Origin of the sequence: Burkholderia sp. Bp8986 (genome assembly GCF_003854225.1) — a bacterium.
Classification (GTDB): Bacteria; Pseudomonadota; Gammaproteobacteria; order Burkholderiales; family Burkholderiaceae; genus Burkholderia.
This window is the reverse complement of sequence record NZ_QTQM01000005.1, coordinates 232,524-250,600: the sequence shown is the minus strand read 5'-3', so window position 1 is coordinate 250,600 and position 18,077 is coordinate 232,524. Positions and strand designations below refer to the sequence as shown.

Below are 18,077 nucleotides of genomic sequence, written 5' to 3'. Positions count from 1 at the left end.
CAGAAATAAAAAACGCCCGGCGAACGGGGCGAGAGGAAAGGTGACGAGCCCGACCCTCGGCACTGGCAGAAAACGATTGTGGCTGCTTCGTTCCCGACCTGACCAGGTTCACCGCCCCACCATGCGAGGAGGCCCGTCACGGCATATTCTATCACCGCTTCCGGCCAAATGCGACCGTTTGTTCGCAACAATGCGCACGATCGAGCGAACCGGCGCGCGTACGGGCTTGTCGATCCGGCGCGAACAGGTGGACAGAATCCGCGATGGAGACCGTGACTCTTGTATTTTGCGAGGCGGCCTCCACGTTCGGATCACAACGGTCGAACGGCGCGTCGTACCCCTACTCGCGTAGCGGCTGCTATCGCCGCCCGCAGCAGATAGCAATTTAGGCTAATATGACGCCCGAACGACCCGCGAGCCGCGCCAAGCAGCGCTTACGCCCCTCCTTCCGGGGAGCGGAGTGACCTGCCGCAGCGGCCGGCAGCCGACAGGCCGCCGGAGCGCCGCAACGCGCCAAGCAGGCAGTCCCCGAACCGTAAGAGGTATTGACCCAATGAGCGAACAGATCAAACACATCAGCGACGCATCGTTCGAACAGGACGTCGTCAAATCCGACAAGCCCGTGCTCGTCGACTTCTGGGCCGAATGGTGCGGCCCGTGCAAGATGATCGCCCCGATCCTCGACGAAGTCGCGAAGGACTACGGCGACAAGCTGCAGATCGCGAAGATCAACGTCGACGACAACCAGGCAACGCCTGCGAAGTTCGGCGTGCGCGGCATCCCGACGCTGATCCTGTTCAAGAACGGCGCGGCGGCCGCACAGAAGGTCGGTGCGCTGTCGAAGTCGCAACTCACCGCATTCCTGGACAGCCACCTGTAATACCGGCCGTTCCGCGGACGTGTTGTCAACCGACAACACGTCCCCCGTCAAGCCGCCGATCGGCCGCTCAGGCGCGAATCGGCGTATGCTAGAATCAAAAAACGTCTACAAGACGCATTAAGTCTCAGAGCGCCTCCGCTCGCCCCTCCTCCCTTATTTCTTTTCGTCGCTTCTCCTCCCTGGCGGGTTCTCCGTATGCATTTATCCGAGCTCAAGTCTCTGCACGTGTCCGAACTGATCGAAATGGCCAATGGCCTGGAGATCGAAAACGCGAACCGCCTGCGCAAGCAGGAGCTGATGTTCGCCATTCTCAAAAAGCGCGCCAAGACGGGAGAGACGATCTTCGGCGACGGTACGCTCGAAGTGCTGCCGGACGGCTTCGGCTTCCTGCGCTCGCCGGAAATGTCGTACCTCGCGAGCACCGACGACATCTACATCAGCCCGTCGCAGATCCGCCGCTTCAACCTGCACACCGGCGACACCATCGAAGGTGAAGTCCGCACGCCGAAGGATGGCGAGCGCTACTTCGCGCTGGTGAAGGTCGACAAAGTCAACGGGCAGCCGCCCGAGGCCTCGAAACACAAGATCATGTTCGAGAACCTCACGCCGCTGCACCCGAACAAGCCGCTGTCGCTCGAACGCGAAATGCGCGGCGAAGAAAACGTCACGGGCCGCATCATCGACATGATCGCGCCGATCGGCAAGGGCCAGCGCGGCCTGCTCGTCGCGTCGCCGAAGTCGGGCAAGACCGTGATGCTCCAGCACATCGCACACGCGATCAAGCAGAACCATCCGGACGTCATCCTGTTCGTGCTGCTGATCGACGAGCGCCCCGAAGAAGTGACCGAAATGCAGCGCTCGGTCGCCGGCGAAGTGATCGCATCGACCTTCGACGAACCGGCCACGCGTCACGTGCAGGTCGCCGAAATGGTGATCGAGAAGGCCAAGCGCCTCGTCGAAATGAAGCACGACGTCGTGATCCTGCTCGACTCGATCACGCGTCTCGCCCGCGCCTACAACACCGTGATCCCGGCGTCGGGCAAGGTGCTGACGGGCGGTGTCGACGCGAACGCGCTGCAGCGCCCGAAGCGCTTCTTCGGTGCCGCGCGCAACATCGAGGAAGGCGGCTCGCTGACGATCATCGGCACCGCGCTGATCGAGACCGGCAGCCGCATGGACGACGTGATCTACGAAGAGTTCAAGGGCACCGGCAACATGGAAGTGCACCTCGAGCGCCGTCTCGCGGAAAAGCGCGTCTATCCGTCGATCAACCTGAACAAGTCGGGCACGCGCCGCGAAGAAATGCTGATAAAGCCCGAGATCCTGCAAAAGATCTGGGTGCTGCGCAAGTTCATCCACGACATGGACGAAGTCGAGGCGATGGAGTTCCTGCTCGACAAGATCCGCCAGACGAAGAGCAATTCCGAGTTCTTCGACCTGATGCGCCGCGGCGGCTGATCGCCCTCGCCCCGCACCGAACGGCCGCCCGCGCGTTTCGCCCGGCGGCCGTTTTTTCGCGTCAACCTGTACGTGAACGTACAGGTTGATCTATAATCGCGCCATCGTCCCGACCGAAGCCCCTGCCATCCCGATGCCGAACGACGCCTCCCCCTCGTTGCTGACCGTGAGCGACGCCGCGTCGCGGCTCGGCGTCACGCCGCGCACGCTGAAGTACTACGAAGAGCGCGGACTCGTCACGCCGTCGCGCAGCGGCGGCCGCTATCGCCTGTACGACGAAGCCGATCTCGAACGCTTCGCCCGCATCCTGCGGCTGCGCGCGCTCGGCTTTTCGCTGCACGGCATAACCGAGATGCTCAAGCGCCCGCTGGAAGAAACGGGCGATGGTCGGCGCCGCTATTCGGACGCATCGTTGCGCGAGATCCGCTCGGGGCTCGCCGAACAGATCGACACGCTCGACCAGCGGATCGCGGCCGTCCAGCGCGAGTTGAAGGAAGCGGTCGCGCTGCGCAAGGAACTGCAGCACGACATCGACTACGTCGAACGGCGCCTCGCCGGCGAAAACCCCGACGCGCTGATCGCGCAACGGCAGGCCGAGGCCGGCGCGCGGCGTACGCGCAAGGACCGGGAATGAACGTCGCGCCGGGTCGCTCGCCGCTATGGAGCCGCGCGAACCTGCGCGCGGACCTGTTCCCGTGGGCGCTCGCGCTCGTCACCGGCATCGACTATTTCGACAACGCGGCCTTCTCGTTCTTCGCGAGCTACATCGCGGGCGGCGTCAACGCATCGCCCGACGAACTCGTGTGGTCGTCGAGCGCGTATGCGGTCACGGCCGTGCTCGGCATCCTTCAGCAGCAATGGTGGGTCGACCGGCTCGGGCATCGCCGCTACGTCGCCAGCTGCATGCTGATGTTCTCGTTCGGCGCGATCGCGGCCGCGCTCGCCGACACGTCGCTCGAACTCGCGTTCGCGCGCGGCTTCCAGGGCTATTTCATCGGCCCGATGATGGGTGCCTGCCGGATCCTGATCCAGGTCAGCTTCAAGCCGCAGGAGCGGCCGCCCGCCACGCGCGCGTTCCTGATCATGATCCTGCTCGGCAGCGCGCTCGCGCCGATCGCCGGCGGGCTGCTCGTCGCGCATTCGACGTGGCGCGCGCTGTTCGCCTGCACCGCGCCCGCGGGCATCGCGTTCGCGATCCTCGCGCTGCTCACGCTCCCCGACTCCGGCAGGACGCCCGACGACGAACGCGGCTCCGGGCATTTCTGGCCATACGTCGTGTTCGCGCTCGCGCAAGGCGCGCTGCAGATCGTGCTGCAGCAGGTGCACTACCAGCTCTACAGCGGCTCGCCGATGCTGATCCTGCTGACGATCGCCGGCCTCGGCGCGCTCGCGTGGTTCGCCCATCACCAGTGGAACCATCCGACGCCGCTCGTGCGGCTGCACGCGTTTCGCGAGCGCACGTTCCAGGTCGGGCTGCTGCTGTACATGTTCTATTACTACGAGTCGACGGGCTTCAGCTACCTGACGTCCCGCCTGCTCGAAGGCGGGCTCGGCTATCCGGTCGAGAACGCCGGGCGCCTGGTCGGCACGATGTCGCTGATCTCGGCCACCGCGCTGTTCGCCTACCTGCGCCATGCGAAGCGCGTCACGCACAAGAAGTGGTTCGTCGTGCCGGGGTTCGCGATCGCGGTCACGGCCGCGCTGTGGATGACGCGGATGACGCCCCAGGTCGGCGAGGCCGCGCTGATCGTCCCGCTGCTGCTGCGCGGGCTGTTGCTGCTGTTCATCGTGCTGCCCGTCGCGAACCTGACGTTCCGCATCTTCGCGATCGACGAATACACGCACGGCTACCGGCTGAAGAACATCGTGCGGCAATTGACGATCTCGTTCGCGACGTCGTCGGTGATCATCGTCGAGCAACACCGGCTGGCCCTGCACCAGACGCGGCTCGTCGAGCGCGCGAACGTGTTCGATCCGCTGTTCCAGCAGACCGTCGACGCCCTCACGCGCGGTTATGCGGCCGCCGGCCATGCGCTGAACGAGGCGCACGCCCTCGCGATCGCATCGATCGCGCGGATGGTCGCGCAACAGGCGTCGTTCCTCGCGTCGCTCGACGGTTTCTATTTCCTCGCGGGTGTCGCGCTGGTCGGCGGCCTGTTCGCGGCATGGCAAAAAGAGATCGATTGAGTTAAAAGACAGGCTTTGGATTTCCCCGCGCTGCTTCCATGCTCTCGAAACTGACCCGCTGGTTCGACGACCGCCGCCGCGACCGCGCGCTGCGCAGCCACCCGATTCCCGATGCACTGTGGCAGGACACCGTCGCACGCCTGCCGTTCCTCGATGCGCTGACGCCCGGCGACCTGGGCCGCCTGCGCGAGCTGACGAGCCTGTTCATCGCGAAGAAATCGTTTTCGACCGCGCACGGGCTCGAGCTGACCGACGAGATGATCGTCGCGATCGCCGCGCAGGCGTGCCTGCCCGTGCTGAATCTCGATCTGTCGTTGTACGACGGCTGGGTCGGCGTCGTCGTGTATCCGGGCGAATTCGTGATCCGCAAGACCGTGCAGGACGAGGACGGAGTCGTCCATGAAGTCGAGCAGGACGCGAGCGGCGAAGCGTGGGAAGGCGGGCCGGTGATCCTGTCGTGGGAAGACGCGCAGATGACGGACGGCCGCGACGCGTACAACGTCGTGATCCACGAGTTCGCGCACAAGATCGACATGGTCAACGGCGAGGCCGACGGCTATCCGCCCCTCTTTCGCCGCTGGCACGCGCCGCACCTCGACGCGCAGGCGTGGGCCGACGTGTTCGAGCACGCGTACGACCAGTTCTGCGCGCGCGTCGATGCGGTGCCGGATCGCGCGTGGGCGCGCTTCGAGCGCGACTCGCTGATCGATCCCTATGCGGCCGATCACCCGTCGGAGTTCTTCGCGGTGTGCAGCGAGGCGCTGTTCGTGCGACCGCGCGCGTTCGAGTCCGAATTTCCGGAGCTCTACCGGCTGCTCGCCCGCTATTACCGGCAGGATCCGGCCCACACGGGCGCCCTCGACGCGTGATGAAAATTATTCGTCAACCGTCTGATTTTCTGGCATAATCGCCGTTTTTCGACCTTAGGCAAGTGGCTCGCGCCGGGCTTGACGTCGGCTGAAATCGCGCAAATGTGTGCGGTCCGGCACGGCAAGCGGCGGGTTGGCTACCGCTCTCACCAAGGAACATCATGAAACCTGGCATTCACCCGGACTACCGCGAAGTCGTCTTCCAAGACATGTCGAACGGCTTCAAGTTCATCACGCGCTCGACGATCCAGACGCGTGAAACCATCGAACACGAAGGCAAGACCTACCCGCTCGCCAAGATCGAAGTGTCGTCGGAATCGCACTCGTTCTACACGGGTCAACAAAAGATCATGGACACGGCAGGCCGTGTCGAGAAGTTCAAGAACAAGTTCGGCGTTCGCGCCAACGGCAAGGCGAAGTAAGCTTCGCACCGTTCCGGTGGTTGCAATGCACCGGTACCGCACGAAAGGGCAGCCCAGGCTGCCCTTTTTTGTCGCCGCTCGCCGGGAAACGCCGCACGGCGGCCGGGGCCGGGCAATCGTCTGACGCGCAACGGCCGGCGCGTCTACAATGCCGGATGCTCGAATCCGCACCGTCGGCGCATGACCGCACCGGCCGCCCGCCCATAACAAATCGCTCATCTGCATGAAGCCTGTCGTTCGCCTCACCGCCTCCGCCACGCGCGCGCTGCCGCGCTGGCTGCTGCTCACGCTCTGCCTCGTCTACGCGGCGTTCGGCCTGTTCGGCCGCGACCCGTGGAAGAACGAGGACGCGGCGGGCTTCGGCGTGATGTGGACGATGGCCACCGGCGGCTGGCACGACTGGCTGCTGCCGAATCTCGTCGGCAAGTTCATCACGACCGACGGGCCGCTCGCCTACTGGCTCGGCGCGCTGTCGATCCGCGCGCTGGCGCCGTGGGTCGACGCGAGCAACGCGTCGCGCGTCGACACGGGCGTCCTGTTCTGCGTCGCGTGCGCGTTCGTCTGGTACGCGGCCTATCTGCTCGGCCGGCGTGCGGAGGTCCAGCCGTTCAAGTACGCATTCGGCGGCGAGCCGGAGCCGCGCGACTACGGCCGCACGCTCGCCGACGGCGCGCTGCTGGTCCTCGTCGCATGCTTCGGGCTCGCGGAGCGCGGCCACGAAACGACGCCGCAACTCGCGCAGTTCGCGTGGATCGCGATGTTCGTGTACGGCATCGTGCGCGGCATCGACAAGCCGCTGCAAGGTGCGCTGTGGTGGGGCGCCGCGATCGGCCTGGTCGCACTGTCCGGCAACCCGGTGCTGGTCGTCGCGCTGCTCGCCGGCACGGCCGCGCTGTGGCTCGTCACGCCGGAGATGCGCAACCTGCGCCTGCCGCTGATCGGCCTGCCGCTCGCGGCCGCGATCTTCGCGCTGTGGCCGCTCGCCGCCTTCCAGGCAGCGCCGGACGACGCCGCGTGGTTCTTCAACCAGTGGATCCACGGCAGCCTGATGCGCTTCTCGGGCCCGCCGACCGCGGTGCTCGCCTATGCGGCGAAGAACCTTCCGCTGTTCACGTGGCCCGCGTGGCCGCTCGCGATCTGGGCCTGGTGGAGCTGGGCCGGCATGCGGCGCCGCGCGCACATCGCGATTCCACTGTCGGTCGTGGTACCGCTCGTCGCGCTCGTGATCCTGCAGAGCCAGCAGTCGAACCGCATGTACATGCTGTTGCTGCCGCCGCTCGCGGTGCTCGCCACCTTCGCGCTGCCGACCCTCAAGCGCGGCGCGATCAACGCGTTCGACTGGTTCGCGGTGCTGAGCTTCACGATCCTCGGCACCTTCGTGTGGCTCGTGTGGCTCGCGTCGCTCACCGGCTTCCCGCATCCGCTCGCGCGCAACCTCGCGCGCCTCGTGCCGGGCTACGAACCGCACTTCAAGATCCTGTCGTTCGTCTGCGCGGTGATCGTCACCGTGTGCTGGTGCCTGCTCGCGCGCTGGCGCGTCTCGCGCCAGCCGAAGGTGCTGTGGCGCAGCGTCGTGCTGTCGGGTGCGGGCACCACGCTGATGTGGGTGCTGCTGATGACGCTGTGGCTGCCGATCGTCAACTACGGCCGGACCTACAGCGACGTCGCGCAACAGATCGCGTCGCACCTGCCGAAAGACTATGAGTGCATCTCGCCCGTGCGGCTCGGCGATGCGCAGATCGCGACCTTCGCGTATTTCGGCGACATGCACTTCGAATTCTCGGGCGACTGCGACGTGATCCTGCGCCAGGACCGCGCCGACTTCGGCGAGCCGAGCGCGATGTCGCAATACGTGTGGCGTCTCGTATGGGAAGGCCGCCGCGTGGCCGACCGCGACGAGCGCTTCCGCCTGTACGAGCGCATCGAGCGGCCGGCGGCGCCCGTCAAGCGCCGTGGCCCACGCCACCGGGCGGTCGATTGACGATGTTCGCCGACATCCGCCGGATCGTCGGCCTCGCGTGGCCGGTGCTCGTCGGCCAGCTCGCGATCATCGCGTTCGGCGTGATCGACACGGCGATGGTCGGCCGCTACTCTGCCATCGACCTCGCCGCGCTCGGGCTCGGTTCGTCGATCTACGTGTCGGTCTACATCGGGTTGACGGGCATCCTGTCCGCGCTGCAGCCGATCACCGGGCAGCTGTACGGCGCGCGGCGTTACGCCGAGATCGGCGAGGAAGTCCGCCAGGCGCTGTGGCTCGCGCTGATGCTCGCGGTGCCCGGCTTCCTGCTGCTGCATTTTCCCGAACCGCTGCTGCACATCGCCCACGCGCCGCCCGCGTTGCACGACCGCACGGTCGATTACCTGCGAATCCTGTCGTACGGCCTGCCGGCGAGCCTCGTGTTCCGGATCTACAACGCGCTGACCAACGCGGCCGGCAAGCCGCGCCTCGCGATGATCCTGCAGGTCGGCGCGCTGCTGCTCAAGTTTCCGCTCAACGTGTGGTTCATCTTCGGCGGGCTCGGCGTGCCGGCCCTCGGCGGCCCCGGTTGCGGGCTCGCCAGTACGCTGATCAACTGGGCGCTCGCGCTGATCGGCTTCACGCTGCTCGCGAAGCTCGACGTGTTCTCGCCGCTTTCGATCTTCTCGCGCTTTTGCTGGCCCGTCTGGGCGCGCCAGAAGGCGATCCTGAAGCTCGGCATGCCGATGGGCCTGTCGTACCTGATCGAGGTCACGTCGTACACGTGCATGGCGCTCTTCATCGCGCAGTTCGGCACGACGACGCTCGCCGGCCACCAGATCGCCGGCAACATCGGCGCGGTGCTGTACATGACGCCGCTGTCGATCGGGGTCGCGGCGTCGACGCTGGTGGCCCGCGCGCTCGGTGCCGGCCGCCCGGACGAGGCGCGGCTGCTCGGCCGGCACAGCGTGATGCTCGCGTGCGGGATCGCGGCCGCGTACGGCGTGCTCGTGTTCACGCTGCGTCCGCTGATCGTCAGCGGCTACACGCCGAATCCGGCCGTGGCCGCCGCCGCGCTGCCGCTGGTCGCGATCGTCACCTGCTACCACTTCTTCGACGCGCTGCAGATCACGTCCGCCTTCGTGCTGCGCGCGTACAAGGTCGCGGTCGTGCCGACCGTGATCTATGCGGTCGCGCTGTGGGGCGTCGGACTTGGCGGCGGCTACGTGCTCGGCTTCGACGTCGGCGGCCTCGCCCCCGCCTGGCTGACCGGCGCGCGCGGCTTCTGGTTCGCGAACACGATCAGCCTGATGCTGGCGGGCGCGGGCCTCGCGCTCTACCTGCGCCACGTCAGCCGCGCGCAACCGGCCGTCGGCGCATACGGCGCATGACGCACGGCGTGCGGCCTATGCGTCCTCCAGCACGTCGGCCGCGTGGTACGAGGACCGCACGAGCGGTCCGGCAACGACTTCCCTGAAACCGAGCGCCAGCCCCTCGTCGCGCCACGCGGCGAACGCCTCGGGGCTCACGTAGCGTCGCACCGGCAGATGGTGCGCGGACGGCGCGAGATACTGGCCGAGCGTCAGCACGTCGACCTCGTGCGCGCGCAGGTCGCGCAGCGTGTCCCGCACCTCGTCGTCGCACTCGCCGAGCCCGAGCATCAAGCCCGATTTCGTCACGAGCGTCGGCCGCGCGGCCTTCGCGTGCGCGAGCAGTTCGAGCGAGCCGCGATAGTCGGCGCCCGGCCGCGCCGCCCGATACAGCGACGGCACCGTCTCGATGTTGTGATTGAACACGTCCGGCCACGCCGACGACAACGCATCGAGCGCACGCGCGACGCGGCCGCGGAAATCGGGCGTCAGCACCTCGACGCCGATGCCCGGCACGCTCGCGCGCACCGCCGCGATGCAGGCGGCGAAATGCGCGGCGCCGCCGTCGCGCAGGTCGTCGCGATCGACCGACGTGATCACGACGTAGCGCAGCCCGAGCGCCGCGACCGCGGCCGCGAGCCGCGCGGGCTCGTCGGCATCGAGCGGCTCGGGACGGCCGTGCGCGACGTCACAGAACGGGCAGCGCCGCGTGCACAGCCCGCCCATGATCATGAAGGTCGCGGTGCGCTGCGCGAAGCATTCGCCGATGTTCGGGCACATCGCCTCCTCGCAGACGGAATGCAGCCGATGCTCGCGCAGCACGGCCGCCATGTCGGCGACCGGCCCGCTCATCATCGGCCGCGCCCGCAGCCACGGCGGCTTCGGCAGCGCCGCGCCGCCCGCGGGCTCGACGCGCACCGGAATGCGCGCGAGCTTGTCGCGGCTGCGTGCGCCCGGCTGGCCGAGCGCGGTGAGGCTGGGTCGTTCGAGCGCGGCGGTCATCGTCAGTCTCCGAGGAACGCGACGATCAGGCGGTTCACGTCGGCAGCCGCCTCCATCTGCACCATGTGGCCGCTGCCGGCGATCACCTCGGCACGCACGCCGTCCGGCAAGCCCTGCGCGTGCTGCGCCGGAATGACCTGGTCGCGCTCGCCCCAGATCACGAGCGTGCGCGGCGCGAGCGACCCGACGCGGTCGCGGAACACGCGCCGCTGGGCCGCACCGTCGAACGCGGCGCTCGCGATCTTCTCCAGCGCGGCCTGCACGCCTTCGAGCCGCTTGTACTTGACGAGATCCTCGACCAGTTGCCGCGTGACGAGCGCGTGGTCCGCGAACAGCGCGCCGAGGTGCGGCTTCAGCGTGTTGCGGCTGTTGCCGGCGACGAAGCCGTCGATGTAATCGCGGTTGATGTCGGCGCCGAGCCCAGCACTCGCGATCAGCGTCAGCGATGCGACGCGCTCCGGCGCGCTGTCGGCCAACGTCATCGCCACCGCGCCGCCCATCGAATGGCCGATCAGGTGCGCGCGCTCGATGTGCTGCGCATCGAGCAGCGCGAGCACCGCATCGGCCAGTTCGTCGAGGCTGCCGGTGTCGACTGCCTTGCCCGACTCGCCATGCCCCGGCAGATCGAGCGCCCAGACGGGCCGGTGCGCGGCGAGCTCCGCGTGGTTGAACAGCCAGTTGTTGAGGTCACCGCCGAAGCCGTGGATCAGCACGGCGGGCGTGCCCGAGCCGTCGCCGAGCTTCAGGAACCGGACCGTGCGTCCGCCGATCTGCGCCTTCTCGGGCTGCGGGCCGGCCGCATCGTCGGCGGCCGCGGCCGGCACGAAATCGCGCTGGAATTCGGCGATCGCCGCGTCGATGTCGGCATCGCTCGCCTCGGCCGCGGCCACCACGCCGAGCAGCGCGCCGACGGGCAGCGTCTCGCCCTCCTGCGCGACCTGCCGGCGCAGCGTGCCGTCGAACGCGCACTCGACGCCCGACGAGATCTTGTCGGTCTCGACGTCGAGCACTTCGTCGCCCTTCGTCACGCGCTCGCCGATCGCCTTCAGCCAGCCGTTGACCTGCCCCTGCTCCATCGACAGCCCCCACTTGGGCATCGTGATCATGTGAATCGACATCGTGTCAGCTCCTGGTCTTGAGTACCGCCTGCGCGATCGCGTCGGCGGACGGGATGTAAAGGTCTTCCAGCACGCCGGCGAACGGCGCGGGCGTATGCGGCGCGGTGACGAGCTCGATCGGCGCCTTGAGCGTCCGGAACGCGCGCTGTGCGACGAGCGCGGCGATGTCGGTCGCGATCGAGCAGCGCGGGTTCGCTTCATCGACCACCACCACGCGCCCGGTGCGCGCCGCGCTTTCGAGGATCGTTTCCTCGTCGAGCGGCGACGTCGTACGCAGGTCGATCACGTCGACGTGAATGCCGTCCTTCGCGAGCTTCGCGGCCGCGTCGGTCGCGAGATGCACCATCCGGCCGTACGTGACGATCGTCGCGTCGTCGCCTTCGCGCACGACGTTCGCCTCGCCGAACGGAATCGCATAGGATTCCTCAGGTACATCGCCTTCGCGCGTGTAGAGCAGCTTGTGTTCGAGGAAGATCACGGGATCGTTGTCGCGGATCGACTGGATCAGCAGCCCCTTCGCGTCGTAAGGCGTCGACGGGCACACGACCTTCAGCCCCGGAATGTGCGTAAACAGCGACGTGAGCATCTGCGAATGCTGCGCGGCCGCGCGCAGGCCCGCGCCGTACATCGCGCGGATCACGACCGGCGTCACGGCCTTGCCGCCGAACATATAGCGGAATTTCGCGGCCTGGTTGAAGATCTGGTCGAAGCACACGCCCATGAAATCGATGAACATCAGCTCCGCGACGGGCCGCATCCCGCACGCGGCCGCGCCGACCGCCGCGCCGATGTAGCCGCCTTCCGACAGCGGCGTATCGAGCACGCGGCCCGGAAACTTGTGAAACAGCCCCTTCGTCACGCCGAGCACGCCGCCCCATGCGTCGTCCTCGCCCGGCGCGCCCGCGCCGCCCGCATTGTCCTCGCCCATCACGATCACGCTGTCGTCGCGCGCCATTTCCTGCGCGAGCGCCTCGTTGATCGCCTGCGAATAAGTGATCTTCCTTGCCATGTCTGTCTCCTGGGATATTCGGTTCGCCGTGCCGGCTGCGCCGGCCGCCGGCAGCTGTGTCAGAGCGCGCTCACGGGTACGACACGTACACGTCGGTCAGCAGGTCGGCCGCGTCGGGCAGCGGCGCGGCCTTCGCCTGCGCGACCGCATCGTCGATCAGCGCCTTCACCTGCGCATCGACCGCGCGCAGATCGTCGGTCGTCAGCACCTCGGCACGCACGACGCGCGCTTCGAAATGCTTCAGGCAGTCCTTCTCGTCACGCAGCTTCTGCACTTCGCCCGGCGCGCGGTAGGTCTGCGCATCGCCTTCGAAATGGCCGAAGTAGCGCGTGAACTTCACCTCGACGAGCGTCGGGCCGCCGCCGTTGCGCGCGCGCGCGACGGCCTCGCCGAGCGCCTCGTGCACCGCGAAGAAGTCGAAGCCGTCGACGATCACGCCCGGCATCCCGAAGCCGTTCGCGCGGTCGGCGATGTTGTCCGTCGCGACCGACCAGCTCGACGACGTCGCTTCCGCATAGCCGTTGTTCTCGGCCACGAAGATCGCCGGCAGGCGCCACACCGACGCGAGGTTCATCGATTCGAAGATCACGCCCTGGTTCGACGCGCCGTCGCCGAAGAAGCACACGCCGACGCCGCCGGTCTTCTTGTGCTTGGCCGCGAGCGCCGCGCCGCACACGAGCGGGCCGCCCGCGCCGACGATCCCGTTCGCGCCGAGCATCCCCATCGCCAGGTCGGCGATGTGCATCGAGCCGCCCTTGCCGTGGCAGACGCCCGTTTTCTTGCCGTAGATCTCGGCCATCATCCCGTGCACGTCGACGCCTTTCGCGATGCAGTGGCCGTGCCCGCGGTGCGTGGTGGCGACGTAGTCCGCAAGTCCGAGATGCAGCATCGTGCCGACCGCGGAAGCCTCCTCGCCCGCGTACAGGTGAACGAAGCCGGGGATTTCGCCGGTCGCGAACTCGACGTGCAGGCGCTCCTCGAATTCGCGGATCGTGCGCATCAGCCGGTAGGCGTCCAGCAGCGTGTCCCTGCTGAGCTGTGTCGAAACGGTCATGTGTGTCTCCTGGATAGGTCTGACTGCGAATGCCGCCGCGGCAATGCTGCGGCGACGGATTGCATGGCGGCCCTGCGGCCGTCAGTGAAACGTGAAGCGCCCGTCGACGCGCGCGGCCCGCATGCGCGCGATGGCGACCGGTTCGTCGAAACGGGCTGTCATGACGAAGTCTCCTTGTAGAAGGTTCGGAATCCGATCGAGATGTCGTCGCGAAGCCGCGATCAGAAGCGCCACGCGCCGGCATCGCGCAACAGCTGCCGCGACGACGCGTAACGCAGCGTGCGGCCGACATCGACCGTCAACGGCCCGCGCCAGTCGAGCGCGATCTCGTAGCGCTCGCCGCGCGCGACCTCGATCTCGCGCTCGCCGTCGAACGCGAGCGTGCCGTGCTCGAACGGGATCGTCTGCCACGCATTCGGCTCGAGCCGCTCGCAGCTGCGCATCACGACACGATCGACGCGGCCGGGCGCGATCGGCGCGACGAGCGGCGTGCCGGCGGTCTTGCCGTCGGCGGCGAAGCGCATCGCGAGCCCGTGCGGCGCGCTGCGCTCGAGCGGGGCCCACGCGCCGCCGAGCGCGGACAGGCCGATGCCGTCCGGCTCCGCAAACGTCAGGTAGAGCGTGTCGATGTCGTCGGGCCCCGAGATCGCGCGCGCACCGATGAAGCGCTGGCGGGCCGCGCATACGTCGACGAGCGCGATCTCCTCGCGCCCCGCGTTCGCGCCCGCCGCGCAGCGCACGACGAGCCGCTTGTTGCGCATGAACGCGACCTCCGCCGGCACGGCGCCGGTCGCGGCAAGTCCTGCCGCGACGCCCGCGACGGTCGCTTCGCGATGTTCGGGAAACGCATTGTTGGTGCCGGTGGACAGCGCGACGAGCGGCGTCGCGCCGCAATGCGCGGCGACCGCGCGATGCGTGCCGTCGCCGCCGAGCACGACGATCAACGCGACTTCCATCCGTCGCATGTAGGCGGCACCGGCCTGCGTGTCGGCGACGGTGTCCGAGATCGGCAGGTCGACGAATTCGACGTCGGGCCAGCGCTCGTGCGGCGCGACCGCGCGATGCGTATCGAGCGCACGCATCAGCAGCGTCGCGATGCCCGTCTTGTCGCGCAAGGTCAGCACGCGCTCGACGCCCATCGCACCGAGGCCGGCGAGCAGGCGCACGACCATGTTGGCCTTTTCCGCCGTCGGGAATACGGATGCATGCGTCGTCAGGCGGCGAATGTCGCGCCCCGATGCGGGGTTCGCGATCACGCCGACGGTCACGGGCGTCGTCACGGGCTTGTCTCCATCCAGTGGGCCGGCGCTCGCGCGCCGGCCTTGCATGTGTCGTCCGCCGTCATCGAGGGCAGCGGATCGTCGTCGCCGACGCGATTGCGCCGGCTTGCCCGTGACATCTGCAAGCGGCGTGCCACCGTGTGTGCAATGACCGCGAAACCCGCGTGTGGACTGGCTCGGCCGGTACGCCAGGCATCGGCATCTGCTGCCGCGAGCGCCCGACGCCCTGCGAAACCGCCCGTGTGTCTCACGCGGTCGATCTCCTGGCGCGCCGGTTTCGGCGCCTTCATCCGGACCGCAATTTCGCCGGCAAGCCACGCGGCTCGCGGCGCGGCGCGCACCGCCGTGCGCCGGCCCACCGTTGCGCGCGGCCTGCCCGCGCGTCTCAGCCGCGCGAGACCGGCTGAGATACCGCTGAGACGACCGTCTCACGCCGCGCGCGTGCTGCGATGCAATGTGATCCGCGCAAGCGGATGTGCTACAAGAACATCGAATTCCCCGCCGTACGGAACCGGAGCCGATCATGCCCTACGCAGTCCCCCAGGCCCAGCACGCCGACCGTGTGCTCGGCGCGCTCGCCGGACGCCTGCCCGCGCCGGCCGATTCCGCGCGTCTCGTGTCGTCGTGGCAGCGCTCGCTCGAGCGCTACGCGCTCGACCCGGCGTCGTCGATCGGCCCGCGCGTGCTGACCGCGGCCGAGCTGCGCGAGGTGCGCGACAAGGAGGAGGCCTTCCTGCGCGCATCGGGCCAGTGCCTGACACGCCTGCACGACATGATTCGCGTCGCCGACTACTGCGTGATGCTGACCGACGCGCACGGCGTGACGATCGATTACCGGATCGACCGCGAACGCCGCAACGACTTCCGTCATGCGGGGCTGCACATCGGCTCGTGCTGGTCGGAAAGCGAGGAAGGCACCTGCGGCGTCGCGAGCGTGCTGACCGATCTCGCGCCGATCACCGTGCACAAGACCGACCACTTCCGCGCGGCGTTCACCACGCTCACCTGCAGCGCGGCCCCGATCTTCGCGCCGGGCGGCGAACTGATCGGCGTGCTCGATGCGTCGGCCGTCCAGTCGCCGGACGGCCGCGACAGCCAGCGTCTCGTGTACCAGCTCGTGCGGCAGAGCGCGGCGCTGATCGAGGATGGCTACTTCGTGCACAGCACCGCGCAGCACTGGATATTGTTCGGGCATCCGAATCGTCACTACGTCGAGGCGCAACCCGAATGGCTGATCGCGTTCGACGAATGCGGCAATATCGTCGCCGCGAACCGGACGGCGCGCGACGCGCTGCCGGCGCTGCGCGAACCGCGCCATATCGACGAGATCTTCGATGCGACCGAGATGCCGCTGCGCGACGCCGCGCGGCTCGATGCGATCGTCGCGCTGCGGCTGCGCGCGACGGGCGCCCCGCTCTACGCACGGCTGCGCGCGCCGCTACGGCGCGCCGGCCGCGAAACCGGCACGGCACGAGCCGCCCCGGCATCGCGCCGCCCCGGCACCGCGCAGCGCCACGTCGGCGCGCTGACGCCGTTCCTGCACAGTAGCGACGCGCGGGTCGCGCAGCAGGCCGAACTCGCGCTGCGTGTCGTGAGCAAGCGGCTGCCGATTCTCGTGCTTGGCGAAACCGGCGCGGGCAAGGAAGTGTTCGCCCGCGCGATCCACGACGCCGGTGCGCGACGCACACGGCCGTTCGTCGCGGTCAACTGCGGCGCGCTGCCCGAGGCGCTGATCGAAAGCGAGCTGTTCGGCTATGCGGCCGGTGCGTTCACCGGTGCGCGCAAGCACGGCGCGCGCGGCAAGATCGCGCTCGCCGACGGCGGCACGCTGTTCCTCGACGAAATCGGCGACATGCCGCTCACGCTGCAGACGCGCCTGCTGCGCGTGCTCGCCGACGGCGAGGTCGTCCCGCTCGGCAGCGATACGCCGGTGCGCGTCGATCTCGACGTGATCTGCGCGACGCACCGCGATCTCGCGCGGATGGTGGCCGACGGCACGTTCCGCGAGGATCTGTATTACCGGCTGAGCGGCGCGACGTTCGAACTGCCGCCGCTGCGCGAGCGCGCGGACGTGCGCGACGTGATCGCCGCGGTGTTCGCCGAGGAAGCGCAGGCGACCGGCCATGTGCTCACGCTCGACGCGACGCTCGCCGAGCAGCTCGCCGCGTATCCGTGGCCCGGCAACGTGCGGCAGCTGCGCAACGTGCTGCGCTATGCGTGCGCGGTGTGCGACGCCGCACGCGTGACGCGGCGCGACCTGCCCGCCGATCTCGCCGCGCAGCTCGGCGCGGGCCCGGCCGGCGCGCTGCCGGACGACGAACGCGGCCGCATCGTCGCGGCGCTCACCGCGCATCGCTGGCGGCCGGACGCTGCCGCGCAGGCGCTCGGCATCTCGCGCGCGACGTTGTACCGGCGGATCGCGAAACACCGGATCGTCGCACCGCACCGCCTCTGAAGCATTGGGCTCGCGCGATGCGTCGGCACGCGTCGCGTCACGCGGCGCGCGCGCCCGCTTCGGTCGTGCCGGCGTCCCGACCGGCCGCTTCATCGCGCCGCGTGAACACCTCGTGCGCGGCGAACAACGCGTTGAGGGCGGCCGGAAAACCCGCGTAGACGGCCATCTGCATGAACACCTCGACGATCTCGTCGCGCGTGCAGCCGACGTTCAGCGCCGCCTCGACATGCACCTTCAGTTGCGGCTGCGCGTTGCCGAGCGCGGCCAGCGCGGCGATCGTCGCGATCTCGCGCGCTTTCAGGTCGAGCTGCGGCCGGCTGTAGATGTCGCCGAAACCGAATTCGACGATCAGCCGCCCGAAGTCCGGCGCGATCGGCGCAAGCGACGCGATCACGCGTTCGCCTACTTCGCCGTCGATTTCCTTCAGCTTGTTCCAGCCGCGCGCATAGCGATCTTCAACGAGTCGTTCCATGGTGTCCGTCCTGTTCCGAGAATGAGTGAGTAGGGTTCGCCCGTCGTTCCGTCTCGCGTTCCTGCGTCTCGTAGTACGTGATCTTGTCGCCGATCGCGTCGAGGCTTGCCTGCAACTCCGCGATATGCGCGCGCACCGCGTCGCGATGCGCGACCAGCAAGTCCCGCCGCGCACCGAACGTCGACTCGCCTTGCGCACGCAGCGCCGCGAACTGCTGCATCTGCGCGATCGGCATGCCGGTCGCCTTCAGGCGCATCACGAAGCCCAGCCAGTCAAGATCGGCCGGCGCGTAGAGCCGGTGCCCGGCCGCCGTGCGCGAAATCGCGCGCAGCAGGCCGGCCTGCTCGTAATACCGCAGCGTATGCGTCGACACGCCGGTCAGTTCGGCGACTTGCCCGATCGTGAGCGGACCGGCGGTGGAGGATCTGGATACGGTTTTCGACATGGCAGGAACAAGGTTAGGAGTTAGAGTTCACTCTAAGTCAAGCGTTGTCGCACGGCCAAGTACAACAATTTGGAATCACCGCCGCGGACACCGTAAAGA

Annotated in this window: 17 protein-coding genes and 1 other RNA gene; 9 read left to right on the top strand and 9 right to left on the bottom strand. The window is 68.2% G+C overall.

Going from position 1 to position 18,077, the window contains the following annotated elements; genetic code table 11:
• Positions 1-39: 39 nt before the first annotated feature.
• Positions 40-138: signal recognition particle sRNA small type (gene ffs / locus DID99_RS08070), an RNA gene on the bottom strand.
• 415 nt (positions 139-553) lie between these two features.
• Between ffs and trxA the strand changes: the two genes are divergently transcribed.
• The 8 genes from trxA (at position 554) to DID99_RS08025 (ending at position 9,164) form a co-directional block, all read left to right on the top strand.
• Positions 554-880 carry a thioredoxin TrxA gene (gene trxA, locus DID99_RS08065; RefSeq protein ID WP_006402348.1) on the top strand — a complete coding sequence of 109 codons (327 nt, stop codon included), beginning with the start codon at positions 554-556 and terminating at the stop codon, positions 878-880.
• Between the two features lie 195 nt (positions 881-1,075).
• A complete protein-coding gene (gene rho, locus DID99_RS08060) occupies positions 1,076-2,338 on the top strand; it encodes a transcription termination factor Rho (RefSeq protein WP_006478662.1) in 1,263 nt (420 codons plus the stop codon).
• A 133-nt stretch (positions 2,339-2,471) separates the two neighbouring features.
• The gene (locus tag DID99_RS08055; RefSeq protein ID WP_124486295.1) at positions 2,472-2,972 is read left to right on the top strand and encodes a MerR family transcriptional regulator; all 501 of its coding nucleotides are present in this window, start codon (positions 2,472-2,474) and stop codon (positions 2,970-2,972) included.
• Positions 2,969-4,525, top strand: coding sequence for an MFS transporter (locus DID99_RS08050; protein WP_124573281.1), 1,557 nt, complete (start codon positions 2,969-2,971; stop codon positions 4,523-4,525). The genes DID99_RS08055 and DID99_RS08050 overlap by 4 nt, the downstream gene beginning before the upstream one ends.
• A 38-nt stretch (positions 4,526-4,563) precedes the next feature.
• The gene (locus DID99_RS08045; RefSeq protein ID WP_124486293.1) at positions 4,564-5,394 is read left to right on the top strand and encodes a zinc-dependent peptidase; all 831 of its coding nucleotides are present in this window, start codon (positions 4,564-4,566) and stop codon (positions 5,392-5,394) included.
• Positions 5,395-5,555: 161 nt separating this feature from the next.
• Entirely contained in the window at positions 5,556-5,816 is a 261-nt protein-coding gene (locus tag DID99_RS08040; RefSeq protein WP_044847266.1) for a type B 50S ribosomal protein L31, read from the top strand.
• Positions 5,817-6,039: 223 nt separating this feature from the next.
• The gene (locus DID99_RS08030; protein WP_124486291.1) at positions 6,040-7,797 is read left to right on the top strand and encodes a glycosyltransferase family 39 protein; all 1,758 of its coding nucleotides are present in this window, start codon (positions 6,040-6,042) and stop codon (positions 7,795-7,797) included.
• Between the two features lie 2 nt (positions 7,798-7,799).
• On the top strand, positions 7,800-9,164 hold the full coding sequence (locus DID99_RS08025) for an MATE family efflux transporter (protein WP_124666464.1): 1,365 nt from the start codon (positions 7,800-7,802) through the stop codon (positions 9,162-9,164).
• A gap of 15 nt (positions 9,165-9,179) precedes the next feature.
• Here the strand turns inward: DID99_RS08025 and lipA are convergent, their stop codons facing one another.
• From lipA to DID99_RS08000, 6 genes are all read right to left on the bottom strand, one after another.
• Positions 9,180-10,145 (bottom strand): lipoyl synthase, encoded by a 966-nt coding sequence (gene lipA / locus DID99_RS08020; RefSeq protein ID WP_124666463.1) that lies wholly within the window; start codon positions 10,143-10,145, stop codon positions 9,180-9,182.
• 2 nt (positions 10,146-10,147) lie between these two features.
• Positions 10,148-11,263: an acetoin dehydrogenase dihydrolipoyllysine-residue acetyltransferase subunit gene (locus DID99_RS08015; protein ID WP_124570126.1), complete on the bottom strand. Its 1,116-nt coding sequence runs from the start codon at positions 11,261-11,263 to the stop codon at positions 10,148-10,150.
• 4 nt (positions 11,264-11,267) lie between these two features.
• Positions 11,268-12,272, bottom strand: a complete 1,005-nt coding sequence (locus tag DID99_RS08010; RefSeq protein ID WP_044847261.1) for an alpha-ketoacid dehydrogenase subunit beta — start codon at positions 12,270-12,272, stop codon at positions 11,268-11,270.
• Between the two features lie 70 nt (positions 12,273-12,342).
• Complete coding sequence (locus DID99_RS08005; protein ID WP_044847260.1) at positions 12,343-13,326, bottom strand: thiamine pyrophosphate-dependent dehydrogenase E1 component subunit alpha; 984 nt, start codon at positions 13,324-13,326, stop codon at positions 12,343-12,345.
• An 81-nt stretch (positions 13,327-13,407) separates the two neighbouring features.
• Positions 13,408-13,560 (bottom strand): hypothetical protein, encoded by a 153-nt coding sequence (locus DID99_RS37165; RefSeq protein ID WP_185733746.1) that lies wholly within the window; start codon positions 13,558-13,560, stop codon positions 13,408-13,410.
• Positions 13,548-14,606: an ATP-NAD kinase family protein gene (locus tag DID99_RS08000; protein WP_124570128.1), complete on the bottom strand. Its 1,059-nt coding sequence runs from the start codon at positions 14,604-14,606 to the stop codon at positions 13,548-13,550. The genes DID99_RS37165 and DID99_RS08000 overlap by 13 nt, the downstream gene beginning before the upstream one ends.
• A 523-nt stretch (positions 14,607-15,129) precedes the next feature.
• Between DID99_RS08000 and DID99_RS07995 the strand changes: the two genes are divergently transcribed.
• Positions 15,130-17,061 carry a sigma-54-dependent Fis family transcriptional regulator gene (locus DID99_RS07995; protein ID WP_124570130.1) on the top strand — a complete coding sequence of 644 codons (1,932 nt, stop codon included), beginning with the start codon at positions 15,130-15,132 and terminating at the stop codon, positions 17,059-17,061.
• 37 nt (positions 17,062-17,098) lie between these two features.
• Here the strand turns inward: DID99_RS07995 and DID99_RS07990 are convergent, their stop codons facing one another.
• Positions 17,099-17,533 carry a carboxymuconolactone decarboxylase family protein gene (locus DID99_RS07990; RefSeq protein WP_124486285.1) on the bottom strand — a complete coding sequence of 145 codons (435 nt, stop codon included), beginning with the start codon at positions 17,531-17,533 and terminating at the stop codon, positions 17,099-17,101.
• Positions 17,517-17,978 carry a MerR family transcriptional regulator gene (locus DID99_RS07985; RefSeq protein WP_124520211.1) on the bottom strand — a complete coding sequence of 154 codons (462 nt, stop codon included), beginning with the start codon at positions 17,976-17,978 and terminating at the stop codon, positions 17,517-17,519. Before DID99_RS07985 ends, DID99_RS07990 begins: the two co-directional genes overlap by 17 nt.
• Positions 17,979-18,077 lie beyond the last annotated feature (99 nt).